The following is a 24,724-nucleotide window of genomic DNA, read 5'->3' as shown; positions in this document are numbered from 1 at the left end:
AGATGTGTATAAGAGACAGACTATAAACAGTGTATTGAAACAGCACGGACTTTATCTAACATTTCAGAGCCAATAATACAGAATGTTGTCATGGAATGTCATGAAAATGAATTACTTGAACAAATAAGGAAATTAGTTAGAGAAGATAAATTTGAGCAAGCAAACAAAGTTCTTACCAGCTTTCAGCTAACTAAATTTAAGCAGGAAGCAGAGAAGATAATTATTCAAAAATGCAAATGGTATTTAGATGAGTACACAAAAATTCCACGTAATCCTGCTATTTTTTTAAAAGTCGGAGATCGCAGCAATGAGAACACTGAAATTAGAAATGAGTGCTCTGAAGTAGGCATTGACATCCCGGAGTAAAGATTACAGCTATTTGAAAGCCTAAGCAGATAATAAAGTTTTATTAAGAGGGGTTATTTCTCCTGATCACCAAAAAAACGAGCGAAAGGATAAGTGGACTTCACTAATCCCCCCTCGGTTAACAGATGAACCGAAAACTTATTAGTTTACTTGCTGCTCTAGTACTAGGTGTTACTTTAGTTATATCTCTTGTGACACATAGAGTTGATACGTCTAATGATACTAATCTATATCAACAGACCAATACGATAGCCTCCGTTAACAACTTTGACAGCATAGTAGTAACAACTGAGCAAGCAAAAAATGTTGCTATCGAAATAGGAAAATGCTATAGGGTTGAAAAATTTCGAAATGAAATTCAACCTTTGTCTTTCTACAAAAATAGTGAACTTTTAGGTGCTCCTACTGGGACGCTTAGGGTTGCAACCGTCAAAGTAGTAAGTCAAGAAGTAGTAAGTTTTGAAGGTGGTCAAAGGAAGATTGCTGTGCAAATCCAGACCTCATCAAATAAAGGTTGGGTTAATCGGGCAAGATTGAGCCAGAAGCCTGTGACTTGCTCTTAACATTGTGAGGGTTTGACTTATTTTCAACCAAGCGTTAACAGCCGTTAGAATGAGGTGAGATCCTCCGATACTGCGCTGGTTATGACCCTGGACTCGCCCGTAGAATTTCTTGATGCTTTTGATGTTGTGGTGGTGGGTGCCGGACATTCCGGTTGTGAAGCTGCCTTGGCAACCGCGCGATCGGGCTGTCGAACGCTCTTACTCACCCTGAATCTCGATAAGATTGCGTGGCAGCCTTGTAATCCGGCGGTGGGTGGGCCTGCCAAGTCGCAATTGGTGCATGAAGTCGATGCCTTGGGTGGCGAGATTGGCAAAATGGCCGATCGCACCTATCTGCAAAAGCGGATTCTCAACTCTTCTAGAGGTCCGGCAGTTTGGGCATTACGGGCACAGACGGATAAGCGGGAATATGCGGCGGTGATGAAGCGGATTGTCGAGAGCCAGGACAATCTGACGGTGCGGGAAGGCATGGTGACGGATTTGATTTTGAACAGCCATGATGAGGTGATCGGGGTCGAAACCTACTTTGGGGTAGCCTTCCAGTGTCAGGCGGTGATTCTCACGACCGGAACCTTTCTCGGTGGGCGGATCTGGGTTGGCAATAAATCGATGGAAGCGGGTCGAGCCGGGGAATTTGCCGCAGTTGGGCTAACTGACACCCTGAATCGGTTGGGGTTTGAAACGGGTCGCTTGAAAACAGGAACCCCAGCGCGGGTTGATCGCCGATCGATTAATTTTGACGTTTTAGAACCCCAACCCAGCGATCCAGAAGTCCGGTGGTTCAGTTTTGATCCAGAGGTCTGGGTAGAACGGGAACCGATGAACTGTCACTTGACGCGTACCACGGCAGCAACCCATCAAATTATTCGGGACAATCTGCATTTGTCTCCCGTGTATGGCGGCTGGGTGGATGCCAAAGGACCGCGTTACTGCCCCAGCATTGAAGACAAAATTGTCCGGTTCGTTGATAAGGACAGCCATCAAATTTTTCTAGAGCCGGAAGGACGGGATATTCCGGAAATTTATGTGCAAGGGTTTTCTACCGGACTGCCGGAAGCGATTCAGTTACAAATGCTGCGATCGCTGCCCGGTCTAGAACACTGCACCATGCTGCGACCTGCCTATGCGGTGGAATATGACTATCTGCCAGCGACCCAGTGCTACCCGACGCTGATGACGAAAAAGATTTCTGGGCTATTTTGTGCGGGGCAGATCAATGGCACAACCGGATACGAAGAAGCTGCCGCCCAAGGATTTGTCGCCGGAATTAATGCGGCTCGGTTGGTGCGGGGGCAGGAGATGATCATCTTCCCGCGCGAACAGAGTTACATTGGCACGTTGATTGATGACCTTTGTACAAAGGATTTGCGGGAACCGTATCGGATGCTGACCTCGCGATCGGAATATCGGTTATTACTCCGATCAGATAACGCCGATCAACGGCTGACTCCCTTAGGGCGAGAAATTGGGCTAATTGACGATCGCCGCTGGCAATTATTCCAACGCAAGCAAGCCAATATTGCAGCGGAAAAAGAGCGGTTATACGAAACTCGGGTGAAGGAACATGATCCAGTGGGTCAGGCGATCGTCGCTCATACGCAGCAAGCGATTAAAGGCTCAATTACACTGGCAGAACTATTAAGAAAACCAGGCTTTCATTATGGTGATTTAGAGCAATTTGGCTTAGGCAATTCAGAACTCGATCAAGCAGAAAAAGCGGGAGCCGAAATCGACATTAAATATTCTGGCTATATTCAACGGCAACAAAATCAAATTGAACAAGTTGCCCGTCAAGAACATCGCAAACTCCCGGCGGATTTGGACTATCACGCGATCGCAACACTTTCTAAAGAAGCCCGCGAAAAACTAACCAAAGTGCGTCCCTTAACCGTGGGTCAAGCAACTCGGATTGGCGGTGTGAATCCCGCCGACATTAACGCCCTATTAGTGTATTTAGAAATTCAGTCTCGGCTGCAATCTGAAGTAGGGGTATCATAAACTTCTGAAAGTAAGTTATTGACGATCGATTCAATCAATCTTGCGATTAGTATGCAAACTCATCTGGCTTCAACAAGCGATCGAGATCGAATTTTGGAGACGCTTAAAGCGCATCGAGCAGACCTAACCCAACTTGGAGTCACTACTCTGGCGTTATTTGGTTCTGTGGCTCGGAATGAGGCTCATGCCAACAGTGATATTGATTTATTAGTGGAGTTAAAGTCGCCCCTGACCTTCGATCGCTACATGGATGTCAAGTTTTATCTAGAAGATTTACTGGGTACCAAAGTTGATCTAGTCACCTGGAAATCTCTGAAGCCACAAATTCGAGCCGCCGTACAACGAGAAGCGATTTGTGTTACGTAATATTCGATTGTACTTAGAAGATATAGTGACAGGTTGCACCAAGATCCAGCACTATACTCAAGCATTTTCGTTTGATGAATTTGTTGCTGATCAACGTACCTATGATGCTGTATTACTCAATCTGAAAATTGTTGGAGAAGCGGTTAAAAATATTCCTGTGGAAATCAGAAATACGGCTCCAACGATCGAATGGCGAAAAATTGCTGGCTTACGGGATATTGTTGCCCATACTTACTTCCAAATCGATCCCGAAATTATTTGGGATATTGTACAGACAAAAATAGCCCCATTGCAGACGGCTATTGAACAGTTATTGCAGACCGAATTTGACCACACTTAAGTTTTATGGTGTTAGTAATTCAGGGTGAATCGGAGACTCCGGTTGTGGTTTTTGGTTGAGTCGATCGAGTAACTCTAAAAATTCTCGTTCAAACACAACTTGAGCGCGATTGGTTTGTCCACCAATGTATAATTTGCCATCTTTTTGCAGTGCCCAAATTTGCGAGTGGGAGACATAACTCATCAGTACACCTGCCATCAGCAGCGCAAAGCCAGCATAGACGATCGGCACTCCGGGATCGGCTTTAATTTGTAGCCCTGTACTGCCAATTAAATCAAGAATTTTCAGCGTCACCCCATTCACCTCGGTAGACATGCCCGATCGCACCGTGGCGGTCAGCTTGCCTTCCATGTCATACACCAGCAACATGCCTTGCAGATCCTTGGCAACCAGCGACACTCCGGCACTTAAATCCGGTTTGGTGGGAATCCAGGTGCCCCAGAGCCGTCCCTTCCCCGCTGTTTCTAGCGGAGCCATCGGCAGTTGAAACACCGGGCTGTTGTTAATCTTGACCTGGACTGCCGCGATCGACCAATCAGCCTGATACAACGTTACCCCTTTATAACGTAGGGGTTCATTCACATGGATGGTCTTTCGCTTCACTTCCTTGCCAGCCTGATCCAGCACTGACATATCCGAATAGAACTGGTCGATCGCGCCAGCCGGAGTGTAATCAATCCAGAATCGATTCACTTTCACCGACCAATCTTTCGGCACCTGACGAGCCGCCCACACCCCAGCATCCGTAATATTCTGAATCTGAAACGTTTTCCCACTGGGAACCATTTCCTGGGCGACAAATCCAGTTAACGCTCCCCCAATGCCCCCCACCAAAATCACTAGAATGCCGACATGTACCACGATCGGTCCGACTCGACCCACCAAGCCTTTGCGAGCATAGACCGCTTGATCTTGCTGGAATAAGCGATAGCGCTGCTGAGTCAGTAGAGGCAAGACATCATCCAGCCTGGTCTGGGCAAATTCGGCACTGAGGGCAAACTTTTGGAACTGCCGTGGTTGGTTGTAAAACTTCCAGGTGCGAGAAAACCAGCGTAATGCCGGAATCTGGCGTTTGAACGTGCAAGCCGTAAGACTGGAGCCAAACAGAATCAATAGCGCAAGAAACCACCAGGTACGGTAAACGTGATCCAATCCCAGGGTAAGCAGCACCTTCCAGGATAGAAACCCAAACAGAGCCGGATGTTCGGGATAGTTGGCTTGATAAAACGCCGCCGATTGCCCCTGCTCGATCAAGGTACCCGAGATACTGAATAGCGCAATCACTAACAGCAAAACGATCGCCAGTCGCAGATCGGCTAAAAGTGGGATTAATTCTCGTTTAAAAAAGGTCATTGGTACAGTTCGCCATTCCTCATCGTTGCAAACGTCCAGCTTAAACGCTTACCAGGCGCGACAGCAGGGAAAACACGCCAAACCCAATCAACAACGCTCCACTTGTGGGCGTAATCCAGCCCGACCAGCGCCGCAGTTCCAATAGTTTTTTGATCGACGCAGTAAATGTGCCTGCCAGAATTAATGGGGCAACATAACCGGCTGTATAAGCTAGTAACAAAACACTGCCTAACACGGGATCATGGGTCGTCGATACCCAGGCTAACAAGGTGGCTAAGACCGGAGTGCTACAGGGAGAAGCCACCAGCCCAAAGGTTAACCCCATTAGATAGGACTTGATGCCGGGAGATAAATCGTTAGAGAGCCAATCCAACCCGTTATAGGAGGGCAAGCGTAACGGCAGAATTTCTAACAAATTCAATCCCATGAGAATCGCCAGAATGCTGACGACGATCGGCAAGCCAAAGCCAATCTGCCCATAAATTTGCCCTAATCCTGCCGCTAAAACCCCCAATCCTGCCAGGGTAGTTGCCAAACCCAGCGCAAACCAGGTGGACTGAGTTGCCGCTTGCAGACGATTTTCCGCTTCGTAGCCACCGATATAACCGATCGTGATTGGCAGCATCGATAACATACAGGGGGTGAGGCTAGTCAGTAACCCTGCCAAGAAAATCACTCCCACACTGACTGGCGTGAGATGGGTCAATTGGGTTGTGACCAGGGTATCAGCGTACTGGGCTAATAAATAAAGTTGGGTTTGGACTGTCTCAAACATTCCGCAAAAAGCGACTACCGCGCAGCAACACCTTATCTATCTTAGAATCGCGGCTTCCCGGAATGCTAAAAATTGTTTGCCTTAAACCATCGGCAGAGCAGCACACTTGAGAGCATTTGTCAAAGCCGGAGAATTAATTATTGTTAACTTAGTTGAACTTGCAGTAATTCAAGTTGATGGATTGACTCTTCTTGGCACTGAATGAGGCAATATTAGGCTCAAGCTATACTAGAAGCTAAAGTTGGGTAGCAAAGAGGAGTCAAATACAATGGTTCAAAAAATTGCCCTCTTTAATCACAAAGGTGGAGTGAGCAAGACTACAACTACATTTAACCTCGGCTGGATGCTTGCCTCAAAAGGGAAAAGAGTAATTCTTGCGGATACTGATCCTCAATGTAACCTGACTGGAATGGCTTTAGGAGAAGAAACGGAAGACGACGAAGTCAGAATAGCAGCAATTTACAATACACGTTCAAATATTAAAACAGGTCTAGCACCTGCTTTTGAATCCCAACCAAGGGCTATCGAGGCAGTAGACTGTATTCCTGTGGAAGGTCAAGATAGACTATTTCTACTACCTGGTCATGTTGGTTTTGCAGAATATGAAGTTACATTAGGTATTGCCCAAGAGTTAAGTGGCTCAATTCAGGCTCTCAAAAATTTACCAGGTTCTATTACAGACTTGTTAAACAAAACTGCCGAAAGGTTTAATGCAGATTACATTTTGATTGATATGAGTCCTAGCTTAGGAGCTATTAATCAGAATTTGTTGATGACGAGTGATTTTTTTATCGTTCCGACTACTGCTGATTTCTTCTCTGTGATGGCAATTGACTCTTTAGCTAAAGTTCTGCCTAAATGGTACGCATGGGCAAGGACAGCAAGTTCAATGCAAATTTTGAAGGATGCCACCTATCCATTTCCTGACATCACTCTCCATTTTTTAGGAATCATTGTTCAAAATTATCGAATTATTCGTGGTAAAGAAACGGCTGCTTTTGAAACATGGATTCAGAAAATTCAGGAGGATGTCTCCACAAAGCTTGTTCCAGCCCTAGCTCGAAACAATATAATGCTACCTGAGCAAACCTACACTGAACAGGGTATTGGTGGTAGTTATTGTTTAACAAAGATTTCTAACTTTAATAGCCTTATTGCGCTTTCTCAGGAGCATCGGACTCCAATCTATGACCTGACTGCCCAACAATTAAGACAAACAGGAATGGTATTGCAAAATAACCAAGCGAAGCAGGCTGAGTTTCGACAAACGTTTGCAAACTTGGCAGATAAGATTATTGGGTTAACGTCTTCTGCCTATGCTGTCAGCGCTTGATCAATTCCAAATCAGCATTGCGCGTGTTCGTGATCTAATTTCTATTCATAATTCTGTCAAAGCCCAGTCTACTTCTGCTCTGGATCTGTCTGATATTTTGAGAGCTGCACTAGTTCTGTCTGTGAGTGCCCTAGATTACTATATTCATGAAGTTGTAACGCTGGGAATGATAGAGATTCACAGAGGTCAGCGTTCCGAACCTACTCCCCCACCCAACAGTTCTCAGTCTGCATTTTCTCGTTTTCAAGTTTCATTAGGAGGCGCACGGCAAGAGAGACTGATAGCAACGGATATTGCTGCTTGGCTAGAAAATGAGATCCAACAGAGTCAAGGTTTCTCTTTTTTGCAGCAGTCCTACACAATCTCAGCTTTGCTCCCAATCATATCAAACAGTATTTTAGACAGGCTCAATGGTGCTTCCTGGCTGGAAGACGAGATTCGAGAGCGTCTTGGATATCAAAGCTTTCAGCAACCAGACAAAATAGCAGATGCGATTAGGCTCATTTCAGATAAGAAACTGTGGGATGAAGTTGCCATAAAATTAGGCAGATCCGCAAAGGATGTTAAACAACAGCTTAGTGCGATAGTTGATCGTAGAAACAAAATTGCTCATGAAGCCGATATAAACCCCACTTTTGGTATCGGAAGCCGTTGGTACATTGATGAAACTCTAGTTAACGATGCGGTAGATTTTATTCAGCAAGTTGTCGAGAGTATTCACCAAGTCCTTTAAGTAATGTGCAATAGGGCTAAAAAAGTCAATGAGATCCTATACAGGAAATCTCGATAAAACTACAACAATTACGACCTCGTCTCAAACGTTCACGTAATTTTTTCTATCTTCAAGATAGAGGTCAAACTACGGTTCACTTCTACAGAATTGACCTTTTAGCCATTACGTTGCCCGTTGGGTCGGTTGCGGTCGCCGTCGATCGCGCAGTAACCGCCGATCGGTCAAGGAAACCACCGTTGCTTCGCTGCTTTCCCGCGCCACCCGAATCAACAGACCGGCTGAAATTAGACTGGAGATCATTGAACTACCGCCATAACTCAGCAGGGGAAAGGGCAAACCCGTCGTTGGTAAAGCCCCGGATGCCACGCCAATGTTTAGCAACGATTGCCCCACCATCAGCACCATAATTCCGATCGCGATCAACCGATGTACCTCGGTTTTCGCCTTTAACGACACCCGTAACGCTAATGTGCCATAGGCAACCAGCATCAGCATTAACAAGGAACAACCGACAAAGCCAAATTCTTCCGCAAACACCGCAAAAATAAAATCTGTATATTGGATCGGCAAATAGAACAGCTTTTGCTGAGATAGCCCAAAGCCACTGCCCCAAAAGCCGCCCGACCCGATCGCCAGTAGACTCTGAGACAACTGATAGCCATCTCCAGTCGCATCCGCCCAGGGATTCAGAAAGGACAGAATCCGGCGACGCTGATACGATCGCAGACTCACACTTAAGGTAGCCAGGAAGAACCCAGCACAGGCAGTTGCACCCAGTTGGATATAGGGTAATCCTGCCGCCAAGGCAATCAGCCACAGCATCATGCCGCATAGGGAGGCTGTACTTAAGTTCGGCTGAAGCAGAATCGCCACCACCACTACCAGGAAAATTGCCAACCAGGTCAGGCGAGTAGACCATTTCAGCCGCTCCCATTTAGAGAAAATCCGGGCACTTTGAATGACTAGAAAGGGCTTCATTAGCTCGGATGGTTGCAGCGGGATGGGTCCGATAAACAGCCAGCGCGTTGCCCCGTTCACAGTTGTTCCTAAACCAGGGATCAACGTCACCAGGATTAAACCCAGAACTAGCAGGACTCCCCAGTCAGCCATGCCAATAATGTAGCGTAGGGGAAAATGCACAATCAGGTTAAACCCAATTAACCCCAGCAATACCCAGAAGATTTGCATTTTAAAGTAGTGCAAACCATTTGAGATTTCGGCATCGGCGACGGCATAGGAGGCAGAAAATACGGCTACTAGACCGACCAATAACCAGACAAATGTTAACCAGCGTAACAGTCGCGCTTCAAACGCCCAGTCTTGGGCAGTCGTATCAAAAAAGGGAATCAGCCAGCGTAGATTCACAATGTCACCGGAAAGCTGGGACAGATCAACAAGTGGGTTGCCCACACTAAGGCGATCAGTCTACGCTACCTTCCCGCAACTGACAAGCTCTCTGCAAAAAGATGTACGATCTACGCTCGGTATAAGTCGTATTCTTGTTGAGATAGGCGTTTCACTTCACCGGCGGCGATCGCCTGCTGAAGACGCATTAAGGCTTCAATGTCCGTTAGATCACATTGTTTTTGAAACAACCGTTGTAGCCGCTCCTCGGTATGGGTTGTTAGATAGCCGGAACTCAGTGCTGTTTGGACAACGTGATGGATCAAAGACATATCAAACCCTGACAATAACTTCACAAGACTCTATGAATTAGTGTGAATTGCCAACGGCTTGATCTCTGTGATGGCAACACCCACCGTCTTGTGATAGTCCTAGAATAACGACGTGACAAATTACTCGCTGTTACGTGACTGGATTGCGCTAAGTTAAGTGATTGCAGTCACACTCCTAGAGACAAAAATTGTTCGATCGTGCTTAAGCCCAGATCATTTCAGATCTCTGGTACCGCTGTTTAGACCCGATGATGCTAGAAACCATCCTGATTTTTATTGTCGGCTTAATTCCTGCCCTCATCTCCTTAATCATGATGCGGAAGGCAGAAGCCCAGGCTCGGGAACGGTTGCGATCGGCGATCGCGGCATCGGCTAATCATCGATTCCAACGTTCCTTCACCCCCCTACTAGCCCAGGATTATCAGTATGTGGAGGGGATCGGCTATCTTCTGGGGGATAGTACCTGTCGCTTTAATGCCCGCTCTGCCTATTTACGCTGTGCTGTCAATCCCTCTGGTCCTTGCCAAGAGTGTCCCTACTACGAGTCGAAATAGTTATGATTTTCCCCGACTTTTCCCAGTTTGCTGCCCTTGCCAGTCAGGGTAACTTTGTCCCCGTCTGTCAAGAATGGGTTGCCGATTTGGACACTCCGGTTTCCGCCTGGTATCGTGTTTGTGCCGGACAACCCTATAGCTTCTTACTGGAATCGGTGGAAGGGGGGGAACGGATTGGACGCTACAGTTTGCTAGGCTGCGACCCCCTGTGGATCCTGGAGGCAAGAGGTCACACCACCACCCAAACCTACCGCGATGGCTCCACCCAAGTCTTTACTGGCGATCCCTTCACTGCCCTGGCACAATGCCTGGAACCCTATCATCCGGTCAAGTTACCGCAACTGCCCCCCGGAATTGGTGGGTTATTTGGCTTTTGGGGCTATGAACTGATTAATTGGATTGAGCCACGGGTACCGATCTATCCAGCAACGGCAGGGGATTTGCCGGATGGGTTATGGATGCAGGTGGATAATTTGCTGATCTTTGATCAGGTGAAACGCAAGATTTGGGCGATCGCCTATGCCGACCTCCGAGATCCCAACACGGATATAGCGGTTGCCTATCAGCAAGCCTGCGATCGGGTGGCGCAGTTGGTCAATAAGCTGCAATCCCCGTTATCGGAACAAGCTTCCCTCCTCGCCTGGACGGCTCCAGAAGCCCGAAACCACGCGATCGATGCTGCAAAACCGATCGCCTATACCAGCAATACGACCAAAGAGCAGTTCTGTGCCCATGTGGAAACGGCAAAAGACCATATTCGAGCCGGGGATATTTTCCAGGTGGTGATTTCCCAACGGTTGTCAGCAGAGTATAGTGGCGATCCCTTTGCCCTGTATCGATCGCTGCGGTTGATTAATCCCTCGCCCTATATGGCATACTTCCATTTCAATGACTGGCAGATCATTGGCTCCAGTCCGGAGGTGATGGTGAAGGCAGAACGGGCGGCGGATCCCAATGCCCCGATGATTGCCACAGTGCGACCGATCGCGGGCACTCGCAAACGGGGTAAGACGGCACTGGAGGATGCAGCGTTGGCGGAGGATTTGCTGCAAGACCCGAAGGAGGTGGCGGAACATGTCATGCTCGTAGATCTGGGGCGGAATGACCTGGGACGGGTCTGTTTAAACGGTACGGTCAGCGTCGATGAACTGATGGTGATCGAGCGCTATTCCCATGTCATGCACATTGTTAGTAATGTGGTGGGTCAGTTGTCTCCCAGCAAAACAGCATGGGATTTGCTGAAGGCTTGCTTCCCGGCAGGAACAGTCAGTGGGGCACCGAAGATCCGCGCGATGGAGATTATTCATGATCTGGAACCCTGTCGGCGGGGGGTCTACTCTGGAGCCTATGGGTATTACGATTTTGAGGGGCAACTGAATACGGCGATCGCGATCCGGACGATGGTGGTACGTCATCAGGGCAACGGCAAGCATACGGTGAATGTGCAGGCGGGAGCGGGACTGGTGGCGGATTCTGTGCCGGAGAAGGAGTATGAGGAGACGCTGAATAAAGCCAGAGGGATGTTGGAGGCGATTCGGTGTTTAAGTGAATGATCGGGGTGGTTAGGCTTACCGCATACTGGGATTAATGGCTCAGTTGAGAGCCTTGGCTTGGGGGTCTTCCCCCCAAACCCCCGCGATGTGGGGTCCTCACTCCCCCACACCCCCCGAAAGGGGCGATCGGTTTGAGGGGTGAGTCTGGGTTCAGTGATGTGGTGATTTGGAGCCAGGTTCGTGACGGTTGTAAGTCAGTTGTAAGGTTTAAGCTGGGACGATCGGCAGTCGGATCTGAGCCGGACGATCACCGTTGGTTTGCAGGGTGATGGTAATAATCTGTTGGTCAATTAATCGCGTTTCTCCCACAAGCTGACCTGTGCCCGGATTAACAGGATAGGCAGGGAAGCAGGCGGCACTAATGCTGAGTCGCAGGGCATGTCCGGGTTGGATGCAGATACAGGTGGGCTGCAATGGTAGAACGATCGTCCGGGGACAGGAACCTGCTTCGGCTGGCAGATGGATATAGCCCTGGCTGAAGTTATACACACCGCCATTGGGCTGCACATCCGAGAGGACGGCACACAGATCAAAGCTGGGCATGTCTGCCTGACACTCTATCTCCAGGTGGATGTCACCCACTAAATGAATGGCGGTGGTAAAGGGTTCTGAGGTGTAGGTGAGGACATCGGTACGACTATCGATCGCGCTGCGGTCAAACATCCCTGCCGGAATCGTGGCATGACCACCTAAAGCCGAGACGGGTCGCCAGGGATCGTGGACGATCGTATCCGGTGGGCTACTGGCTGGCGAATCTGGGGGAGTGGGGGTGAGTATACCGTCGCGATCGTCAATATTCGCCAGTCCGGTGCTACTCAGGTAGAAAGGAGTCGGCTGTCTCTCGTTCCAGCTTGAACCACCACGCCATTGATTACTGCCCATTTCAAATAGCCATACTGGCGGTCGTTCCAGGATGCCCGTCTCCTTCCCTTTCAGCCAGTGATCGAACCAGGACAGTTGCCAGAGATCGCAAGGGCTGGTTGCCTCTGCGCCAAAGTCGATCGCTCCGGCTTTCCGTCCCCAGGGTAAATGTGCCCAGGCTCCAACAATTAACTGTTGCTGCCACTGGCTGCGCTCGGCCATTTCGGTATAGAGATGGAGGGTTCCCCGCAGAAACGGATCAAACCAGCCGCCAATATGCAGCATGGGTAGATCGACTTCTGCGAAATAACTCTGGGGTGACAGATGGTGCCAATACGAATCGGGTTCAGGGTGATTCAGCCATTCAAAGTAAAAGGAATCCGGTTCAAAGCTACTTAATAGCCCGGAACGGGTCGGCACAAGATCGGATAGGGGCAAATTTTTACCTGCCGTGGCTAAGGTGTGATGGGCGATCGTCTTGCCTTGCAGCCGGGCGGTTTCAGCCGCGAGTTGAATTGCCCAGGCTAAATTTGCCTGTAAGCAAAATGCCCCATTCTCATACGCCCATTCCCGATACAGGTCATAGCCAATCATGGCAGGACAAATCGTTTTCAAGGCGGATGGACGGTTCACGGCAGCATACAGTTGGGTCATGCCCTGATAGGAGAAGCCATACATCCCCACTGCCCCAGTGCTGCCGGGTAAGCTCGCTACCCACTGCACCGTATCCTCGCCATCCGCAATTTCATGGGCAAATAAGCGAAATTCACCCTCGGAACTGCCCCGCCCCCGCACATCCTGAATCACCACGATATACCCGTGAGCGGCATACCAGGAGGGATGGGCATAAACCACGGTGGAAGCGATCGCCCGTCCGTAGGGTTGCCGCATTAACAACACCGGGAATGAACCGGAAGCGATCGGACGGTAGACATCGGCATCCAGTCGCACTCCATCCCGCGTCAACATGGATGCTGTTTCTTTCTCAACCGTGAACATAGACAAGAGGGAGCCGTGGTGGGTAGACCTTTTTATTGTCTATTGCGATCGCACCTGATCACACTGGTAGCCCCTCTTCATCGGCAAATTGTTCTCAAACTGCCGTTGGCAACCATCAATGCTGGTTATCACCCAAGTAATATTTTTCCAGTCCAAAATTTGATTTTTAGGCAATCAGTAAAGGGGGATGAATCAGTTTAGATGAAATGGGAATTGAGACTGGCCGGACGATCGCTTAACTCACCTGATAGTTCAGTAAACAGTAGATAGTAAATAGGGAAGTGATAAATAGTAGTGCAACTAACACCATTTCAATCTGCCTCCTGATGTGAGAGAAGAGATGCGAGACATTTCCCTTCAGTAGATGCTTTTACTATATTTTCTTCTTTTGAATAAAATCTACGCAATAATGATGAATCAATGACCGACAAACCGCGTAAATGCCTACTGCTAAAGGCTTTGCAGTAATAGATTTATAAAATTTATATAAAGAGAATAAAAATAGTCACACTTTTAATGTGATTTTGATCACTGCAATTTCTCGTAATTATTTTTACTTGCGATCGTGATTCCTCCAAGCCCAAACCTGCTTAACTTTATCAGGTGTTCAAAGTGGCTAGAGTGCCGGGATTAAGCCCAGTTGTTGCAGTAACCCTAGCCCGTCAATATGTGTAGACCGGAGTTGTAATCACCCGATCTGGTGCTTTTCTACCCAGAACGATCTGCTGCAATTCTTCGACGATCGCGGGAGCAAAAAACTGTTCTCCTGTCTCTTCATTCACCCGAGCAGGCACATTCTCGATCAAAAAGAACTGACCATTTAGCTCCAGAGTATACGTGATTCGCTTCTCTACCAGGGGTTCTTGCCCATCACTACTCATGATCATTAGGAGTTCTCCTGCTTGTGTAGTCGTCGTTCCATCGGGTGGGGTCGGGTTCGTACAGCGTGATAATCTGAATCAGTAATTGGGCAGAATCGCGGCATTGCAGATGAATTCGTCGTCCTGCCTGCGTCACGCCACTGATCAGGTAACAGTCAACCAACAAATCGGCATCGTCTTCAACTAATTGACCGTTCGCAACGACCTCCTGAATTTCCGACACTTGAATCCGCCGTAAAATCGCCTGATTTGCCGCTTGCTTGGACAACTCGAATTCCTGACTGGCAATCTTGCGGCGAATCTCCTCCATTTCTACTGGCAAGTTGCGCTCGGTCAGATGTTCTCCAGGATGGCGACTCAGCCGATCAAACGCTGGAGCCAGCAATCCGAGGTAGGCATTGGCTGTCGCATTCCCTGGATCCAACCAAAGCCCGAACAGGAATTCTCTCAATGACCCAGGCTCATCATTATCTAGCTCTTGACTCAGCCGACTCTCCGCTTGTCGGGTAATGTAAATTGCTCTGACTTGAGACAACACAATTTGAGCCGCTAAAAAGCGGGCATCTCCCATCCCCGCAGGCAAACCAAACCAAAAAAATAACAGAATCGCAGGAGCGTTGAGTTTCATCAGATTCAGTTGCCCAATGCTAGATCGGATGCCCTAACCCAGTGTTGGCGCAGACAGCCTAACGATTGATTTAGCGCCAGCAAATATCATGTTTGCATGATCAACGCCAGTCATGAGACAACCCCATTTCTAGGCATCTTAATCCGCAAGATATAGCGTCATTATCCTTTAACCAGGATCATCTGCCTATTTAGATTTTTTAATGCAGAAGAATTAGCAAATCTCCTGCTTCAGGTATCTACATCAACTTCAATCCCGATCGGCGGGTTAAACTACCGCCTGTTTTTGCCCTAACTGCCTAAAATGTGAAGATAGTTGAATCTTTGTCAGCCGCTACGTGCGTTTCAGGATCTATGGCACTGTCTTCCATCACCCGCGCCCTAGGGCGATCGTCCCTTACCTCAGAACTGTTGAACAAGCTGAAACAACAGCGTTGTCTCCAGTTAAGCGGTATCCCTCGCTTTCCTAAGGGCATCATTAGTTCCACCCTGGCGCAGGCTCAGTCCCGTCCGCTACTCGTTGTCACCGCGACGTTGGAAGAAGCCGGACGCTGGGCAGCTCAACTGGAAATCATGGGCTGGCAGACGGTGCATTTCTATCCCACCTCCGAGTCATCGCCTTACGAACCTTTTGATCCAGAGTCGGAGATGACCTGGGGACAATTGCAGGTGTTAGCTGACTTAATCCGTGGTGAGGGACAGACACCCTCTGGGAATGGTCAAAGCCCGTTGGGGACGAACAATCGGTTTCCGGCGATCGTCGCCACAGAACGCGCTCTCCAGCCCCATTTACCTCCCGTTGAGGTGTTGCGGGATTATTGTCTCACCCTCGATCGGGGCAACGAATTAAATCTGGCACAGTTGGGGGATGAACTGACTCGCCTGGGCTATGAACGGGTGGCGTTGGTGGAAACAGAGGGTCAATGGAGCCGTCGCGGGGATATTGTCGATGTGTTTCCCGTTGCCTCAGAGTTACCCGTCCGGCTGGAATTATTTGGCGACGAACTGGATCAGATTCGGGAATTCGATCCATCGACCCAGCGATCGCTGGATCGGATCGAGCGAATTGTGCTGACTCCGACCAGTTTCGCCCCCATCATCGCCTCAGCATTGACCGTTACCCAAACCAAAATTGTCAAAGCCTATTTATCCCCCCAGGATCAGGAGAAATTTGACCAGGGACAACCCCCGGAAGGAACCCGACGATTTTTAGGATTAGCGTTCGATCGTCCGGCTTCCCTATTAGATTACCTGCCGGAGAATGCTCTAATTGCGATCGATGAACCCGAACAATGCCAAGCCCACAGCGATCGCTGGTTCGAGCATGTGGCAGACCATTATGCCGAGGTGATCAATCAACCGCCGATCGCGCCCAGCCAGGAACTACCGCCCATTCATCGCCTGTTTGCGGATTCGTTAGCCGCTGTCGAACGGTTTGAATGTCTGCATCTGATGGAACTGGCAGAGGAAAATTCATCGGCGTTAAACTTGGCGGCTCGTCCCGTACCCGCCATTCCCCACCAATTTGGACGCTTGGCTGAAACCTTGCGGAATGAGCGCGATCGCGGCTTTGCCGTCTGGTTGGTGTCCGCCCAACCTTCGCGATCGGTGGCTCTGTTACAGGAACATGATTGTCCGGCGCAGTTTGTCCCCAATCCCAGAGACTATCTGGCGATCGATAAATTGCAAATTCAGCATGTCCCGGTGGCTGTGAAGTATTCGGGGCTGGCAGAGTTAGAAGGCTTCATTCTGCCGACCTTCCGGTTGGTGATTGTCACCGATCGCGAGTTCTTTGGTCAGCATGTGCTGGCGACCCCCAGTTATGTCCGCAAGCGGCGACGGGCAGCCTCCAAGCAGGTTGATCCGAATAAGCTGCAACAGGGCGATTACGTGGTGCATAAAAATCACGGCATCGGACGCTTCCTCAAGTTAGAAAGCCTGACGATGAATCGGGAAACCCGCGAGTATCTGGTAATTCAGTATGCCGATGGTCTATTGCGGGTGGCTGCCGATCAACTCAATGCCCTATCGCGGTATCGCGGGATGGGTGAAGGCACCCCAGACCTGAACAAAATGTCGGGGAAAGCCTGGGAGAAAACCAAGAGTAAAGTTCGTAAAGCCGTCAAGAAGGTGGCAGTCGATTTACTACAACTCTATGCCCAACGCGCCCAACAGGTCGGTTTTGCCTATCCCCTCGATATGCCCTGGCAACAGGAAATGGAAGATTCCTTTCCCTACCAACCGACTCCCGACCAGTTAAAAGCGGCTCAGGATGTCAAGCTCGATATGCAGAGCGATCGCCCCATGGATCGGTTAGTCTGCGGGGATGTCGGCTTTGGCAAAACGGAAGTCGCGATTCGCTCTATTTTCAAAGCGATTACCGCCGGGAAACAGGTAGCGTTACTGGCTCCCACCACCATCCTGACCCAGCAGCACTATCACACCCTGAAGGAACGGTTTGCCCCCTATCCGATTCAAGTGGGGTTACTCAATCGCTTCCGGACGGCTTCCGAGAAAAAAGATATTCTGCAACGGCTGAAGACCGGGGAATTGGATGTGGTCGTCGGGACTCATCAACTCCTGGGTAAAGGCGTAGATTTCAAAGATCTGGGTTTGCTGGTGGTAGACGAAGAACAACGATTCGGGGTAAACCAAAAGGAAAAAATTAAGTCCCTGAAAACACAAGTCGATGTCCTCACGTTGAGTGCTACGCCGATTCCTCGAACGTTGTATATGGCATTGTCGGGAGTGCGGGAAATGAGTTTGATTACGACTCCGCCACCGTCCCGTCGTCCAATTAAAACCCATTTGTCCCCCTACGATCCGGAGGTGGTGCGATCGGCGATTCGGCAAGAACTCGATCGCGGGGGACAGGTATTCTACGTGCTACCCAGAATTGAAGGGATTGAAGAGGTGTCCGCCCGATTGCGGGAAATGGTGCCGGGAGCCAGAATCGCGATCGCCCACGGGCAAATGGATGATGCCGAACTGGAAAGTACGATGCTGACCTTTGCCGAAGGGGAAGCGGAAATTCTCGTTTGTACGACGATCATTGAATCGGGTTTAGATATTCCTCGCGTCAACACCATCCTGATCGAAGATGCCCAGAAATTTGGTCTAGCCCAGCTTTACCAGTTACGCGGTCGGGTCGGACGGGCGGGGATTCAAGCCCATGCCTGGTTGTTCTATCCCAAACAAAGCCAACTCTCGGACAATGCCAGACAACGACTCCGCGCCATTCAAGAATTCACCCAACTCGGTTCCGGCTATCAATTGGCGATGCGGGATATGGAAATTCGGGGGGTCGGCAATCTCCTCGGCGCAGAACAATCGGGACAAATGGACGCGATCGGCTTTGATCTGTATATCGAAATGCTAGAGGAATCGATTCGCGAAATTCGCGGTCAGGAAATTCCCAAAGTGGATGACACCCAGATCGATCTCAACCTCACAGCCTTTATTCCCGCTGACTATATTCCGGATCTCGATCAAAAGATGAGTGCCTATCGTGCCGTTGCCTCTGCCAGTTCCAAAGCCGAATTAAGTCAAATTGCCGCCGACTGGAACGATCGCTACGGAGCTATTCCCACTGCCGCCACCCAGCTGATCCGCGTCATGGAACTGAAGCAAATCGCCAAAACCCTCGGCTTCTCCCGCATCAAACCCGAAGGCACTCAACACATTATTCTAGAAACCCCGATGGAGGAACCCGCCTGGAATTTACTCAAAGCTAACCTCCCGGATCACCTCCATACCCGATTTGTCTACACTCCCGGCAAAGTGACAGTTCGTGGACTGGGCATCCTTAAACCCGATCAACAACTGGAAAACCTCCTCATCTGGTTAAGTCGAATGCAAGGAGCCCTACCGGAACCAGCTTTGGCATCCTCCTAAATCATCGGTGAGCCGATCGCGGGTTCTGCGTATAACATGCTAGCCAGTACCCCTGTCAGCGGCACACTCTGCATCCGGGAGGCTAGATATGGCTACAGATCGCAAGACTGCATGGATTCACATGCTGTTAAATGACATTCAACGACTACTCAGACAGTGGTGGAAACAAGGTTGGCTGGCAATCGGACTCGCGATCGGCAGTGTCCTATTCACGATCACCAGTGGTACTGCCCAGCAAGCCTTACCTCCACCCCCCACTGTTCCCGGTCTGGAACCCTTACAGGACTTGCAACCGGTCGATAGCACCGCCTTTCCTCCCAACGATCCGGCATTCACTCCTAATCCGGCTCCATTCCCTGATTCCAACTCATCCCCGGTCTTTAACCCGTCGATCGCGGCACCTCCCACCCAATACCAGGTAGTAATTAATGGCGACAGTCCCTATTTGTTAGAGCAGGTGCGGTTGATTGAGCCGACGGCATCGATTCAGCAGTACAAAGGTCAGCCCGTGATCCAAGCGGGGTTATTCAATGACGAAGCCACCGCTCAACAACGAGTTGCCACCCTGACCATGCAAGGAATTGGAGCCACGATCGTCTCTCCCTCGGGGACTACTGCCTCAGGTATGAGTGCCACACTCAATGTCCCACCGGGCTATCAGGAACCATTCAATTCCATGCCCTATCTCGTAGTGGTTCCCGCCAGAGCCACAGAATTTGCTGCCCTGACTGAGCAAATGGTACGGATGGGCGTTCGGGCAGATGCCATTCAAGCCAAAACCGCCCCACGGGGGCCCCATTTAGCGATCGGTCCCTTTGCTCAACAAAGCGAAGCCGATTATGTCAGTAGCTATTTGCGGCGTAGCGGCGTGGATGCCAGGGTTTACTATGAACAGTAGTTGATTAATCCTTCATGCAACTGACCCGATCGCAGCAACTGCAAACCTTCGTCGTCACTGCCGAACAAATGCGGCAAATCGAGGGACGTGTGTTTGCGGCAGGCATGCCTGTAGCGGCATTAATGGAAAAGGTGGCTGGCTTAATTGTCGATCGCCTGATCTCCCTATATCCCTCCACCTCCTACCGCCAAGTCGGAGTGCTGGTCGGACCCGGACACAATGGCGGTGATGCCCTGGTCGTCGCTAGAGAACTCCAGTTTCGGGGATATCAGATGAGCATTTATCGCCCATTCTCCCGCTTTAAGGAACTAACGGCGGCCCATGCCCAGTATTGTGACAGCCTCGAAATTTCCCAGGTTGAGCATCCAGACGCGTTACAGTCCTGCGATCTACTCATTGATGGACTATTTGGGTTTGGGCTAGAACGAGCAATTGAGGGGAATCTCGCTGCCGCGATCGACCAAATTAATCAGTTCCCTATCCCGATCGTCAGCATCGATCTGCCCTCTGGTCTACATACCGATACCGGAAAAGTATTAGGGACAGCAATTCGCGCCACCCGGACGTTCTGCCTGGGCTTGTGGAAACAAGGACTCCTGCAAGACTGGGCACTCGAATATACGGGACAAGCCGAATTAATTGATTTTGATCTACCGTTAGCCGATATTTACGCCATTCTGGGCGATCGTCCAGCCGTCAATCGCATGACTCCCGAGCGAGCGATCTCTGCCCTACCCCTGACTCGACCTGCCTCCACTCATAAATACAAACAAGGTCACTTATTACTGATTTGTGGTTCTTACCAGTATGCCGGAGCCGCGATTTTATCAGGTTTGGGTGCCCGCGCCAGTGGGGTTGGCATGTTATCGATCGCCGTCCCCCAATCCATCAAACCCTTATTAACCACGCAACTTCCCGAAGCCCTGATCCTGGGTTGCCCAGAAACCACCTCCGGTGCGATCGCTCACCTCCCTGAACCCACCGATCTGAGCAAGTATGACGCGATCGCCTGTGGCTGTGGCTTAACGATCACCGCTACCCCCGTAGTCGAAGCCGTTCTTGCCACTCAGCAACCCTTACTACTGGATGCCGATGGCTTAAATATTCTGGCTAACCTTGGCACAATTCCCACCCTCCAATCCCGCTCTGCCCCCACCATCCTCACTCCCCATCTCGGCGAATTTCAACGCCTATTCCCAGATCTGACTCAAGATATGCCCTGCCGAGTTACCGCTGTCCGCCAAGCCGCCACCCAAACTCAGGCGATCGTGCTATTAAAAGGAGCCAGAGTCGCGATCGCGGATACCGAAACTGTATGGATTAATCCTGACAGCACACCTGCCTTAGCTCGCGGTGGCAGTGGTGATGTGTTAACTGGGTTAACTGGAGGACTTCTGGCACAGCTCGCAGCCAGAGAACCGGAGGAGCCAAAAGCCTTGCAACAATTCAGCCAAGCGGTACAAGTAGCAACTTGGTGGCACTCCCAAGCAGGGATCTTTGCAGCCCAATCTCGCACCGAGTTAGGCGTTGATGCCCACACCCTGACAAATTATTTGCTCCCGGCTCTCCATCACGCGATCGTCACCGAGCAACCCTCGACAAAAGTTTGATTCACCTGTGCGAAAGGGGACAAAACTTGATATAGTAGTGTTTCAAAGCGGCGGCATAGCCAAGTGGTAAGGCAGGGGTCTGCAAAACCCTCACCCCCAGTTCGAATCTGGGTGCCGCCTTGAGGGATGGAGTGGGTAAATGTAGAGCGAAGGAATAAGTGTCCGTAGCGAAGGATTTCATGTCACAGCGAAGGATTCTATGTCCAAACCGAAGGATTGCATGTCACGATAGCGAAGGATTGCATGTCAATTCGTAGAGTATGCGAAGAAATACATGTCAATTCGTGAGAGGCGGCGAAGAATTGTATGTCAATTCGTGAGAGATAGCGAAGAAATACGTGTCAACTTGTAGATGATACCGAAGGAATACATGTCAATTCTGAAGACCTGTTATTCCTACTTTTCCAAAACTTTAGCTTACTCCTGAGATAGGTCTTGCCTTATGGCAAGCAAAAAGGTTTGCCCATCTTTCACAATACTTGTAGGGGAAGGGAAAGAGGCAGGGGTCTGCAAATATTTGAGCGATGTGAAGCGATCGCTACAAGGAGCAGAGTCTTACTACTACAGAAAAGTTAGAATGACTGAGGAACACGGAACGATCGCAACTAGGTCTCAAGAGACAGGTGCGATCGGGATGTCATACTGAAAACTAAAGTAGTTTGTTTCTTAGCTAACCCAAGCTCAGCGAAACAGTTCGCCTTCAACTTAAGCATTGGGATCGTCACGCTTCGTCTTTCAACTTCCCGCAGGCACTTATGAAATAGCCAAATGTGACCTCAAGTTACCCGTACCCATAAAGGCGATCGCGCTTGGTAGAAGGCGAACCCAGATGCTACATCCCTTGGCATCGCTTTCAACTTGCCCGTACACATGAAGGCGATCGCGCCTGACCAACCTCACAGTGCCTCCAGGACAATTAGGCTTACTTTCAACTTGCCCGTACCCATGAAGGCGATCGCGCCGCAATGGCTGCTGTTCAAGAAAACATCTTGATTCTTACTTACTTTCAACTTGCCCGTACCCATGAAGGCGATCGCGCCTCCGTGGTCTAAAACCTCTCATCAGCTTGAATTTCATCAGCAGTTTTGTCAAAGGTATTATGCAGCCTTTTAGAGAAACTAGAATAGTCTGAATTGAAGACTTACTTATGCTACTCAACCTTTGAACTGATGAGAGTTCTAGCCTTTCGGCAAAGGTGCCAAGGTTTTGTACCCCGCTTGGGTTTGCCAAAAATTAGGGGAAGTCCGCTGGTTTCATTGGCGATTCAGCCTGCCACGTATCTTCGCCAAACCTGGTCTGATACACAATCTTGCTGTACTGCAAGACAAACGTTAGTTTGTCATAAACAGTAGAGAATCGCGAACTCACAGCGCTGAATTGTCTCCTTGTGGTCGTGAGTAAGCGGGCAGTGCCAGGGACGGAAAGCAATGAAACTGTCCCATTTCCAAAACTCGCATCGTAATGACGCTAGTCAGGTTCGTGCGCTGATACTAATGTACCATAGAGTCACAAAAACTTCAATGCTAAGCAGATTTTTTAGAGCGAGATTTTTTTGGCTGAGCTTTATCCTTGTATGCCTCGATCGCCATCAGTTTGCCCTGTTCCTGAGAACTGCCCTGAATCGGTTGCCGCCCAGTCTTTACTAAAATTCCTTCCTTCTCGGCCTGATTGGTGATGTATGTAATCAGACGTCCGTAACTCCACGAGTGGTTCTTCTCATTCTGAGCTTTTGCAAACTTCTTCTCAATACCTTTCCATCCGCCACACTCACGTTCTGCAAACGCTGCAATTTCAGCCTGCTTTCGTCGTCTGTAATCATTCATGTCAGGTAAAACAATAAAACCTGATTGATGTTTCTTGGCAAAATCAATTACAGCGTTTGCAATGCGTTTATCGATCGTGTCACCCAAATTGGATTCCCCAAACTGGTCATTGGCACCTCGTTTCTGGTTCTGAGTACGGCGGCGTGAGTTGAGTTGCCGTTCAAACTGTCTCCGTTTGACTAGTTCATAATCCTTACCAAGTAATGCTTCGAGACCCCGACATTCCATAATCTTGCCTGAAATAGCATCTGAGATCGTTGCGGTTACCAAGCCACTTGAACCAAGTGCAACACCAGGGAACCTCGATTAATTGAGGTTTTACAAATTTCAAGTCTCATTCCAGTCTCAAAGTCGATTATCAGTCCTCTATGCCGTCAAATCTGCTGTGGATTCTCCGCTCCACTTGCTGCCATGCCGGATGTTGGATAGATCTATCCGTCAGCTTCAACCGGGCGTGTTTGCCAGAAGACCAAACGCAGGAAGTTGTAAGTCAAATTCTTCAACCCTAACTGCACCTTAGCCCGCTCCAGTCCAATCGAGCGTACCAGTTTGCCACCCATTTGCATCACCCAAGCCCCAAAGACATGCTCGACCTTGGCCCGGGTTTGAGAGCGCTCTCGGTTGGCGGCTTTTTGTTCCTCGCTTAAGGGGCGATTGCGATAGGCGCGTTCATGGATGTGACTGATGAAGGTTAAGACCACGAGCAACCCTTCGAGGGCGACGGAACGATAGGCACTGTCCGCCCACACCTCATCGCCTTCATTGTCAGCATCGAGCACTGCCGTGAAGGCTTGACTATCGTGCACGGCGGCATCGGTCACGGCATAGCGACGAATAAAGCCATGGTTGGCATCAATACTCAGGTGATCCTTATAGCCGAAGTAACTCTTGCCGTTTTTCTTCGTCCAGGTCGCATCGCCATCTTTTTGTGCCCCCTGATGCGGATTCTCTTGCCATTGGGGTGGCCTTTTTCCAGCCTCCAGATGGGCTTTTTCATCCTGGTCAAAGTGCTGTTTTGGCACCGGGATCAAGGTCGCATCAATAATTTGCCCCCCTTGGGCTTGATAGCCTTGCGCGCTTAAGTATTCTCCAAAGGACTCAAACAACGGCTCTACTAATTGATGCGCTTGCAACTGCTGACGAAATAACCACACTGTGGTCGCATCCGGCACCGAATCTTCAATTCCTAACCCCAAAAATCGCATGAACGAGAGTCGGTCTTTGACTTGATATTCCAACGCTTCGTCACTGATGTTGTACAACTGCTGTAACACTAACAGCTTAAACATCAAAATCACATCCATAGGCTTGCGTCCAGCGTTGCTTTTGCGCGGTTTGTCATGGATCACGGCAAGTTGTGCCCGAAACGATTCCCACGGAATTAACCGGTCTAAATCTTCTAAAGTGCTTTTCTTGGCGGCTAATTCTTGCTGGCGCTGTTCTAAATCCCAGAACCCTTGTTGTCCCATTGCTGTCCTTGGATGGCCTGACTGCTGCTATCTTATCTCTCTGATCTCAGAA

At 49.5% G+C, this 24,724-nt stretch carries 20 protein-coding genes, 1 tRNA gene and 1 pseudogene; 13 read left to right on the top strand and 9 right to left on the bottom strand.

Annotated features, from left to right (window positions below; translation table 11 throughout):
• Nucleotides 1–90 precede the first annotated feature (90 nt).
• The 5 genes from ACN4EK_RS14350 (at nucleotide 91) to ACN4EK_RS14330 (ending at nucleotide 3,633) form a co-directional block, all read left to right on the top strand.
• Nucleotides 91–366, top strand: a complete 276-nt coding sequence (locus tag ACN4EK_RS14350) for a hypothetical protein (RefSeq protein WP_431658634.1) — start codon at nucleotides 91–93, stop codon at nucleotides 364–366.
• A 125-nt stretch (nucleotides 367–491) separates the two neighbouring features.
• Entirely contained in the window at nucleotides 492–929 is a 438-nt protein-coding gene (locus ACN4EK_RS14345) for a hypothetical protein (RefSeq protein WP_431658633.1), read from the top strand.
• Between the two features lie 81 nt (nucleotides 930–1,010).
• On the top strand, nucleotides 1,011–2,927 hold the full coding sequence (mnmG, locus tag ACN4EK_RS14340) for a tRNA uridine-5-carboxymethylaminomethyl(34) synthesis enzyme MnmG (RefSeq protein WP_431658632.1): 1,917 nt from the start codon (nucleotides 1,011–1,013) through the stop codon (nucleotides 2,925–2,927).
• Between the two features lie 51 nt (nucleotides 2,928–2,978).
• The gene (locus ACN4EK_RS14335; RefSeq protein WP_431658631.1) at nucleotides 2,979–3,293 is read left to right on the top strand and encodes a nucleotidyltransferase family protein; all 315 of its coding nucleotides are present in this window, start codon (nucleotides 2,979–2,981) and stop codon (nucleotides 3,291–3,293) included.
• On the top strand, nucleotides 3,283–3,633 hold the full coding sequence (locus tag ACN4EK_RS14330) for a HepT-like ribonuclease domain-containing protein (RefSeq protein ID WP_431658629.1): 351 nt from the start codon (nucleotides 3,283–3,285) through the stop codon (nucleotides 3,631–3,633). Before ACN4EK_RS14335 ends, ACN4EK_RS14330 begins: the two co-directional genes overlap by 11 nt.
• A gap of 3 nt (nucleotides 3,634–3,636) precedes the next feature.
• Here the strand turns inward: ACN4EK_RS14330 and ACN4EK_RS14325 are convergent, their stop codons facing one another.
• The gene (locus ACN4EK_RS14325; RefSeq protein WP_431658628.1) at nucleotides 3,637–4,986 is read right to left on the bottom strand and encodes a cytochrome c biogenesis protein; all 1,350 of its coding nucleotides are present in this window, start codon (nucleotides 4,984–4,986) and stop codon (nucleotides 3,637–3,639) included.
• A gap of 40 nt (nucleotides 4,987–5,026) precedes the next feature.
• Complete coding sequence (locus tag ACN4EK_RS14320) at nucleotides 5,027–5,761, bottom strand: cytochrome c biogenesis protein CcdA (protein WP_431658627.1); 735 nt, start codon at nucleotides 5,759–5,761, stop codon at nucleotides 5,027–5,029.
• 268 nt (nucleotides 5,762–6,029) lie between these two features.
• Here ACN4EK_RS14320 and ACN4EK_RS14315 point away from each other — a divergent pair, with 268 nt between their 5' ends.
• Both ACN4EK_RS14315 and ACN4EK_RS14310 read left to right on the top strand, forming a co-directional pair.
• On the top strand, nucleotides 6,030–7,094 hold the full coding sequence (locus ACN4EK_RS14315; protein ID WP_431658626.1) for a ParA family protein: 1,065 nt from the start codon (nucleotides 6,030–6,032) through the stop codon (nucleotides 7,092–7,094).
• Nucleotides 7,078–7,827 (top strand): HEPN domain-containing protein, encoded by a 750-nt coding sequence (locus ACN4EK_RS14310; RefSeq protein ID WP_431658625.1) that lies wholly within the window; start codon nucleotides 7,078–7,080, stop codon nucleotides 7,825–7,827. The genes ACN4EK_RS14315 and ACN4EK_RS14310 overlap by 17 nt, the downstream gene beginning before the upstream one ends.
• 162 nt (nucleotides 7,828–7,989) lie before the next feature.
• Here ACN4EK_RS14310 and ACN4EK_RS14305 read toward each other — a convergent pair whose 3' ends face one another.
• Together ACN4EK_RS14305 and ACN4EK_RS14300 are read right to left on the bottom strand one after the other, a co-directional pair.
• Entirely contained in the window at nucleotides 7,990–9,237 is a 1,248-nt protein-coding gene (locus tag ACN4EK_RS14305) for an FtsW/RodA/SpoVE family cell cycle protein (RefSeq protein ID WP_431658624.1), read from the bottom strand.
• A 65-nt stretch (nucleotides 9,238–9,302) separates the two neighbouring features.
• Nucleotides 9,303–9,503, bottom strand: coding sequence for a hypothetical protein (locus ACN4EK_RS14300; protein ID WP_431658623.1), 201 nt, complete (start codon nucleotides 9,501–9,503; stop codon nucleotides 9,303–9,305).
• 248 nt (nucleotides 9,504–9,751) lie between these two features.
• On the opposite strand from ACN4EK_RS14300, the gene ACN4EK_RS14295 reads away from it, so the two are divergent.
• Both ACN4EK_RS14295 and trpE read left to right on the top strand, forming a co-directional pair.
• Complete coding sequence (locus ACN4EK_RS14295) at nucleotides 9,752–10,057, top strand: DUF6464 family protein (RefSeq protein WP_431658622.1); 306 nt, start codon at nucleotides 9,752–9,754, stop codon at nucleotides 10,055–10,057.
• Nucleotides 10,058–10,059: 2 nt separating this feature from the next.
• A complete protein-coding gene (gene trpE / locus ACN4EK_RS14290; RefSeq protein ID WP_431658621.1) occupies nucleotides 10,060–11,610 on the top strand; it encodes an anthranilate synthase component I in 1,551 nt (516 codons plus the stop codon).
• 207 nt (nucleotides 11,611–11,817) lie between these two features.
• On the opposite strand, the gene ACN4EK_RS14285 is transcribed toward trpE, so the two are convergent.
• From ACN4EK_RS14285 to ACN4EK_RS14275, 3 genes are all read right to left on the bottom strand, one after another.
• Complete coding sequence (locus ACN4EK_RS14285) at nucleotides 11,818–13,470, bottom strand: CocE/NonD family hydrolase (RefSeq protein ID WP_431658620.1); 1,653 nt, start codon at nucleotides 13,468–13,470, stop codon at nucleotides 11,818–11,820.
• Between the two features lie 662 nt (nucleotides 13,471–14,132).
• Nucleotides 14,133–14,357 (bottom strand): hypothetical protein, encoded by a 225-nt coding sequence (locus ACN4EK_RS14280; RefSeq protein ID WP_431658619.1) that lies wholly within the window; start codon nucleotides 14,355–14,357, stop codon nucleotides 14,133–14,135.
• Nucleotides 14,344–14,979, bottom strand: a complete 636-nt coding sequence (locus ACN4EK_RS14275; protein WP_431658618.1) for a DUF4258 domain-containing protein — start codon at nucleotides 14,977–14,979, stop codon at nucleotides 14,344–14,346. The genes ACN4EK_RS14280 and ACN4EK_RS14275 overlap by 14 nt, the downstream gene beginning before the upstream one ends.
• A 353-nt stretch (nucleotides 14,980–15,332) precedes the next feature.
• Here ACN4EK_RS14275 and mfd point away from each other — a divergent pair, with 353 nt between their 5' ends.
• From mfd to ACN4EK_RS14255, 4 genes are all read left to right on the top strand, one after another.
• Nucleotides 15,333–18,872, top strand: coding sequence for a transcription-repair coupling factor (mfd, locus tag ACN4EK_RS14270; RefSeq protein ID WP_431658617.1), 3,540 nt, complete (start codon nucleotides 15,333–15,335; stop codon nucleotides 18,870–18,872).
• An 88-nt stretch (nucleotides 18,873–18,960) separates the two neighbouring features.
• Nucleotides 18,961–19,770 carry a hypothetical protein gene (locus ACN4EK_RS14265; RefSeq protein WP_431658616.1) on the top strand — a complete coding sequence of 270 codons (810 nt, stop codon included), beginning with the start codon at nucleotides 18,961–18,963 and terminating at the stop codon, nucleotides 19,768–19,770.
• Between the two features lie 14 nt (nucleotides 19,771–19,784).
• Complete coding sequence (locus ACN4EK_RS14260) at nucleotides 19,785–21,380, top strand: NAD(P)H-hydrate dehydratase (protein WP_431658615.1); 1,596 nt, start codon at nucleotides 19,785–19,787, stop codon at nucleotides 21,378–21,380.
• Nucleotides 21,381–21,429: 49 nt separating this feature from the next.
• Nucleotides 21,430–21,500 (top strand) — tRNA-Cys (locus tag ACN4EK_RS14255).
• A 1,403-nt stretch (nucleotides 21,501–22,903) separates the two neighbouring features.
• Here the strand turns inward: ACN4EK_RS14255 and cas12k are convergent.
• Nucleotides 22,904–23,485, bottom strand: a pseudogene (gene cas12k / locus ACN4EK_RS14250) (type V CRISPR-associated protein Cas12k); the annotation flags it as partial.
• 149 nt (nucleotides 23,486–23,634) lie between these two features.
• A complete protein-coding gene (locus tag ACN4EK_RS14245) occupies nucleotides 23,635–24,672 on the bottom strand; it encodes an IS5 family transposase (RefSeq protein WP_431655305.1) in 1,038 nt (345 codons plus the stop codon).
• Between the last annotated feature and the right edge of the window lie 52 nt (nucleotides 24,673–24,724).

Source organism: Pantanalinema rosaneae CENA516 (assembly GCF_050753385.1).
GTDB classification, from domain to species: domain Bacteria; phylum Cyanobacteriota; class Cyanobacteriia; order Leptolyngbyales; family Leptolyngbyaceae; genus Pantanalinema; species Pantanalinema rosaneae.
The sequence above is the reverse complement of the archived record's forward strand: the minus strand, read 5'-3'. Positions and strand labels throughout refer to the sequence as shown.

Excerpts from the sequence above, each read along its gene's own strand:
- ACN4EK_RS14345 (WP_431658633.1), top strand. The coding sequence starts at position 492 with ATGAACCGAAAACTTATTAGTTTACTTGCTGCTCTAGTACTAGGTGTT.
- mfd (WP_431658617.1), top strand. The coding sequence starts at position 15,333 with ATGGCACTGTCTTCCATCACCCGCGCCCTAGGGCGATCGTCCCTTACC.
- ACN4EK_RS14245 (WP_431655305.1), bottom strand. The coding sequence starts at position 24,672 with ATGGGACAACAAGGGTTCTGGGATTTAGAACAGCGCCAGCAAGAATTA.
- ACN4EK_RS14310 (WP_431658625.1), top strand. The coding sequence starts at position 7,078 with ATGCTGTCAGCGCTTGATCAATTCCAAATCAGCATTGCGCGTGTTCGT.
- ACN4EK_RS14285 (WP_431658620.1), bottom strand. The coding sequence starts at position 13,470 with ATGTTCACGGTTGAGAAAGAAACAGCATCCATGTTGACGCGGGATGGA.
- ACN4EK_RS14275 (WP_431658618.1), bottom strand. The coding sequence starts at position 14,979 with ATGAAACTCAACGCTCCTGCGATTCTGTTATTTTTTTGGTTTGGTTTG.
- ACN4EK_RS14260 (WP_431658615.1), top strand. The coding sequence starts at position 19,785 with ATGCAACTGACCCGATCGCAGCAACTGCAAACCTTCGTCGTCACTGCC.
- trpE (WP_431658621.1), top strand. The coding sequence starts at position 10,060 with ATGATTTTCCCCGACTTTTCCCAGTTTGCTGCCCTTGCCAGTCAGGGT.
- ACN4EK_RS14280 (WP_431658619.1), bottom strand. The coding sequence starts at position 14,357 with ATGATCATGAGTAGTGATGGGCAAGAACCCCTGGTAGAGAAGCGAATC.
- ACN4EK_RS14350 (WP_431658634.1), top strand. The coding sequence starts at position 91 with ATGGAATGTCATGAAAATGAATTACTTGAACAAATAAGGAAATTAGTT.
- ACN4EK_RS14320 (WP_431658627.1), bottom strand. The coding sequence starts at position 5,761 with ATGTTTGAGACAGTCCAAACCCAACTTTATTTATTAGCCCAGTACGCT.
- ACN4EK_RS14295 (WP_431658622.1), top strand. The coding sequence starts at position 9,752 with ATGATGCTAGAAACCATCCTGATTTTTATTGTCGGCTTAATTCCTGCC.
- mnmG (WP_431658632.1), top strand. The coding sequence starts at position 1,011 with ATGACCCTGGACTCGCCCGTAGAATTTCTTGATGCTTTTGATGTTGTG.
- ACN4EK_RS14325 (WP_431658628.1), bottom strand. The coding sequence starts at position 4,986 with ATGACCTTTTTTAAACGAGAATTAATCCCACTTTTAGCCGATCTGCGA.
- ACN4EK_RS14335 (WP_431658631.1), top strand. The coding sequence starts at position 2,979 with ATGCAAACTCATCTGGCTTCAACAAGCGATCGAGATCGAATTTTGGAG.
- ACN4EK_RS14265 (WP_431658616.1), top strand. The coding sequence starts at position 18,961 with ATGGCTACAGATCGCAAGACTGCATGGATTCACATGCTGTTAAATGAC.
- ACN4EK_RS14315 (WP_431658626.1), top strand. The coding sequence starts at position 6,030 with ATGGTTCAAAAAATTGCCCTCTTTAATCACAAAGGTGGAGTGAGCAAG.
- ACN4EK_RS14300 (WP_431658623.1), bottom strand. The coding sequence starts at position 9,503 with ATGTCTTTGATCCATCACGTTGTCCAAACAGCACTGAGTTCCGGCTAT.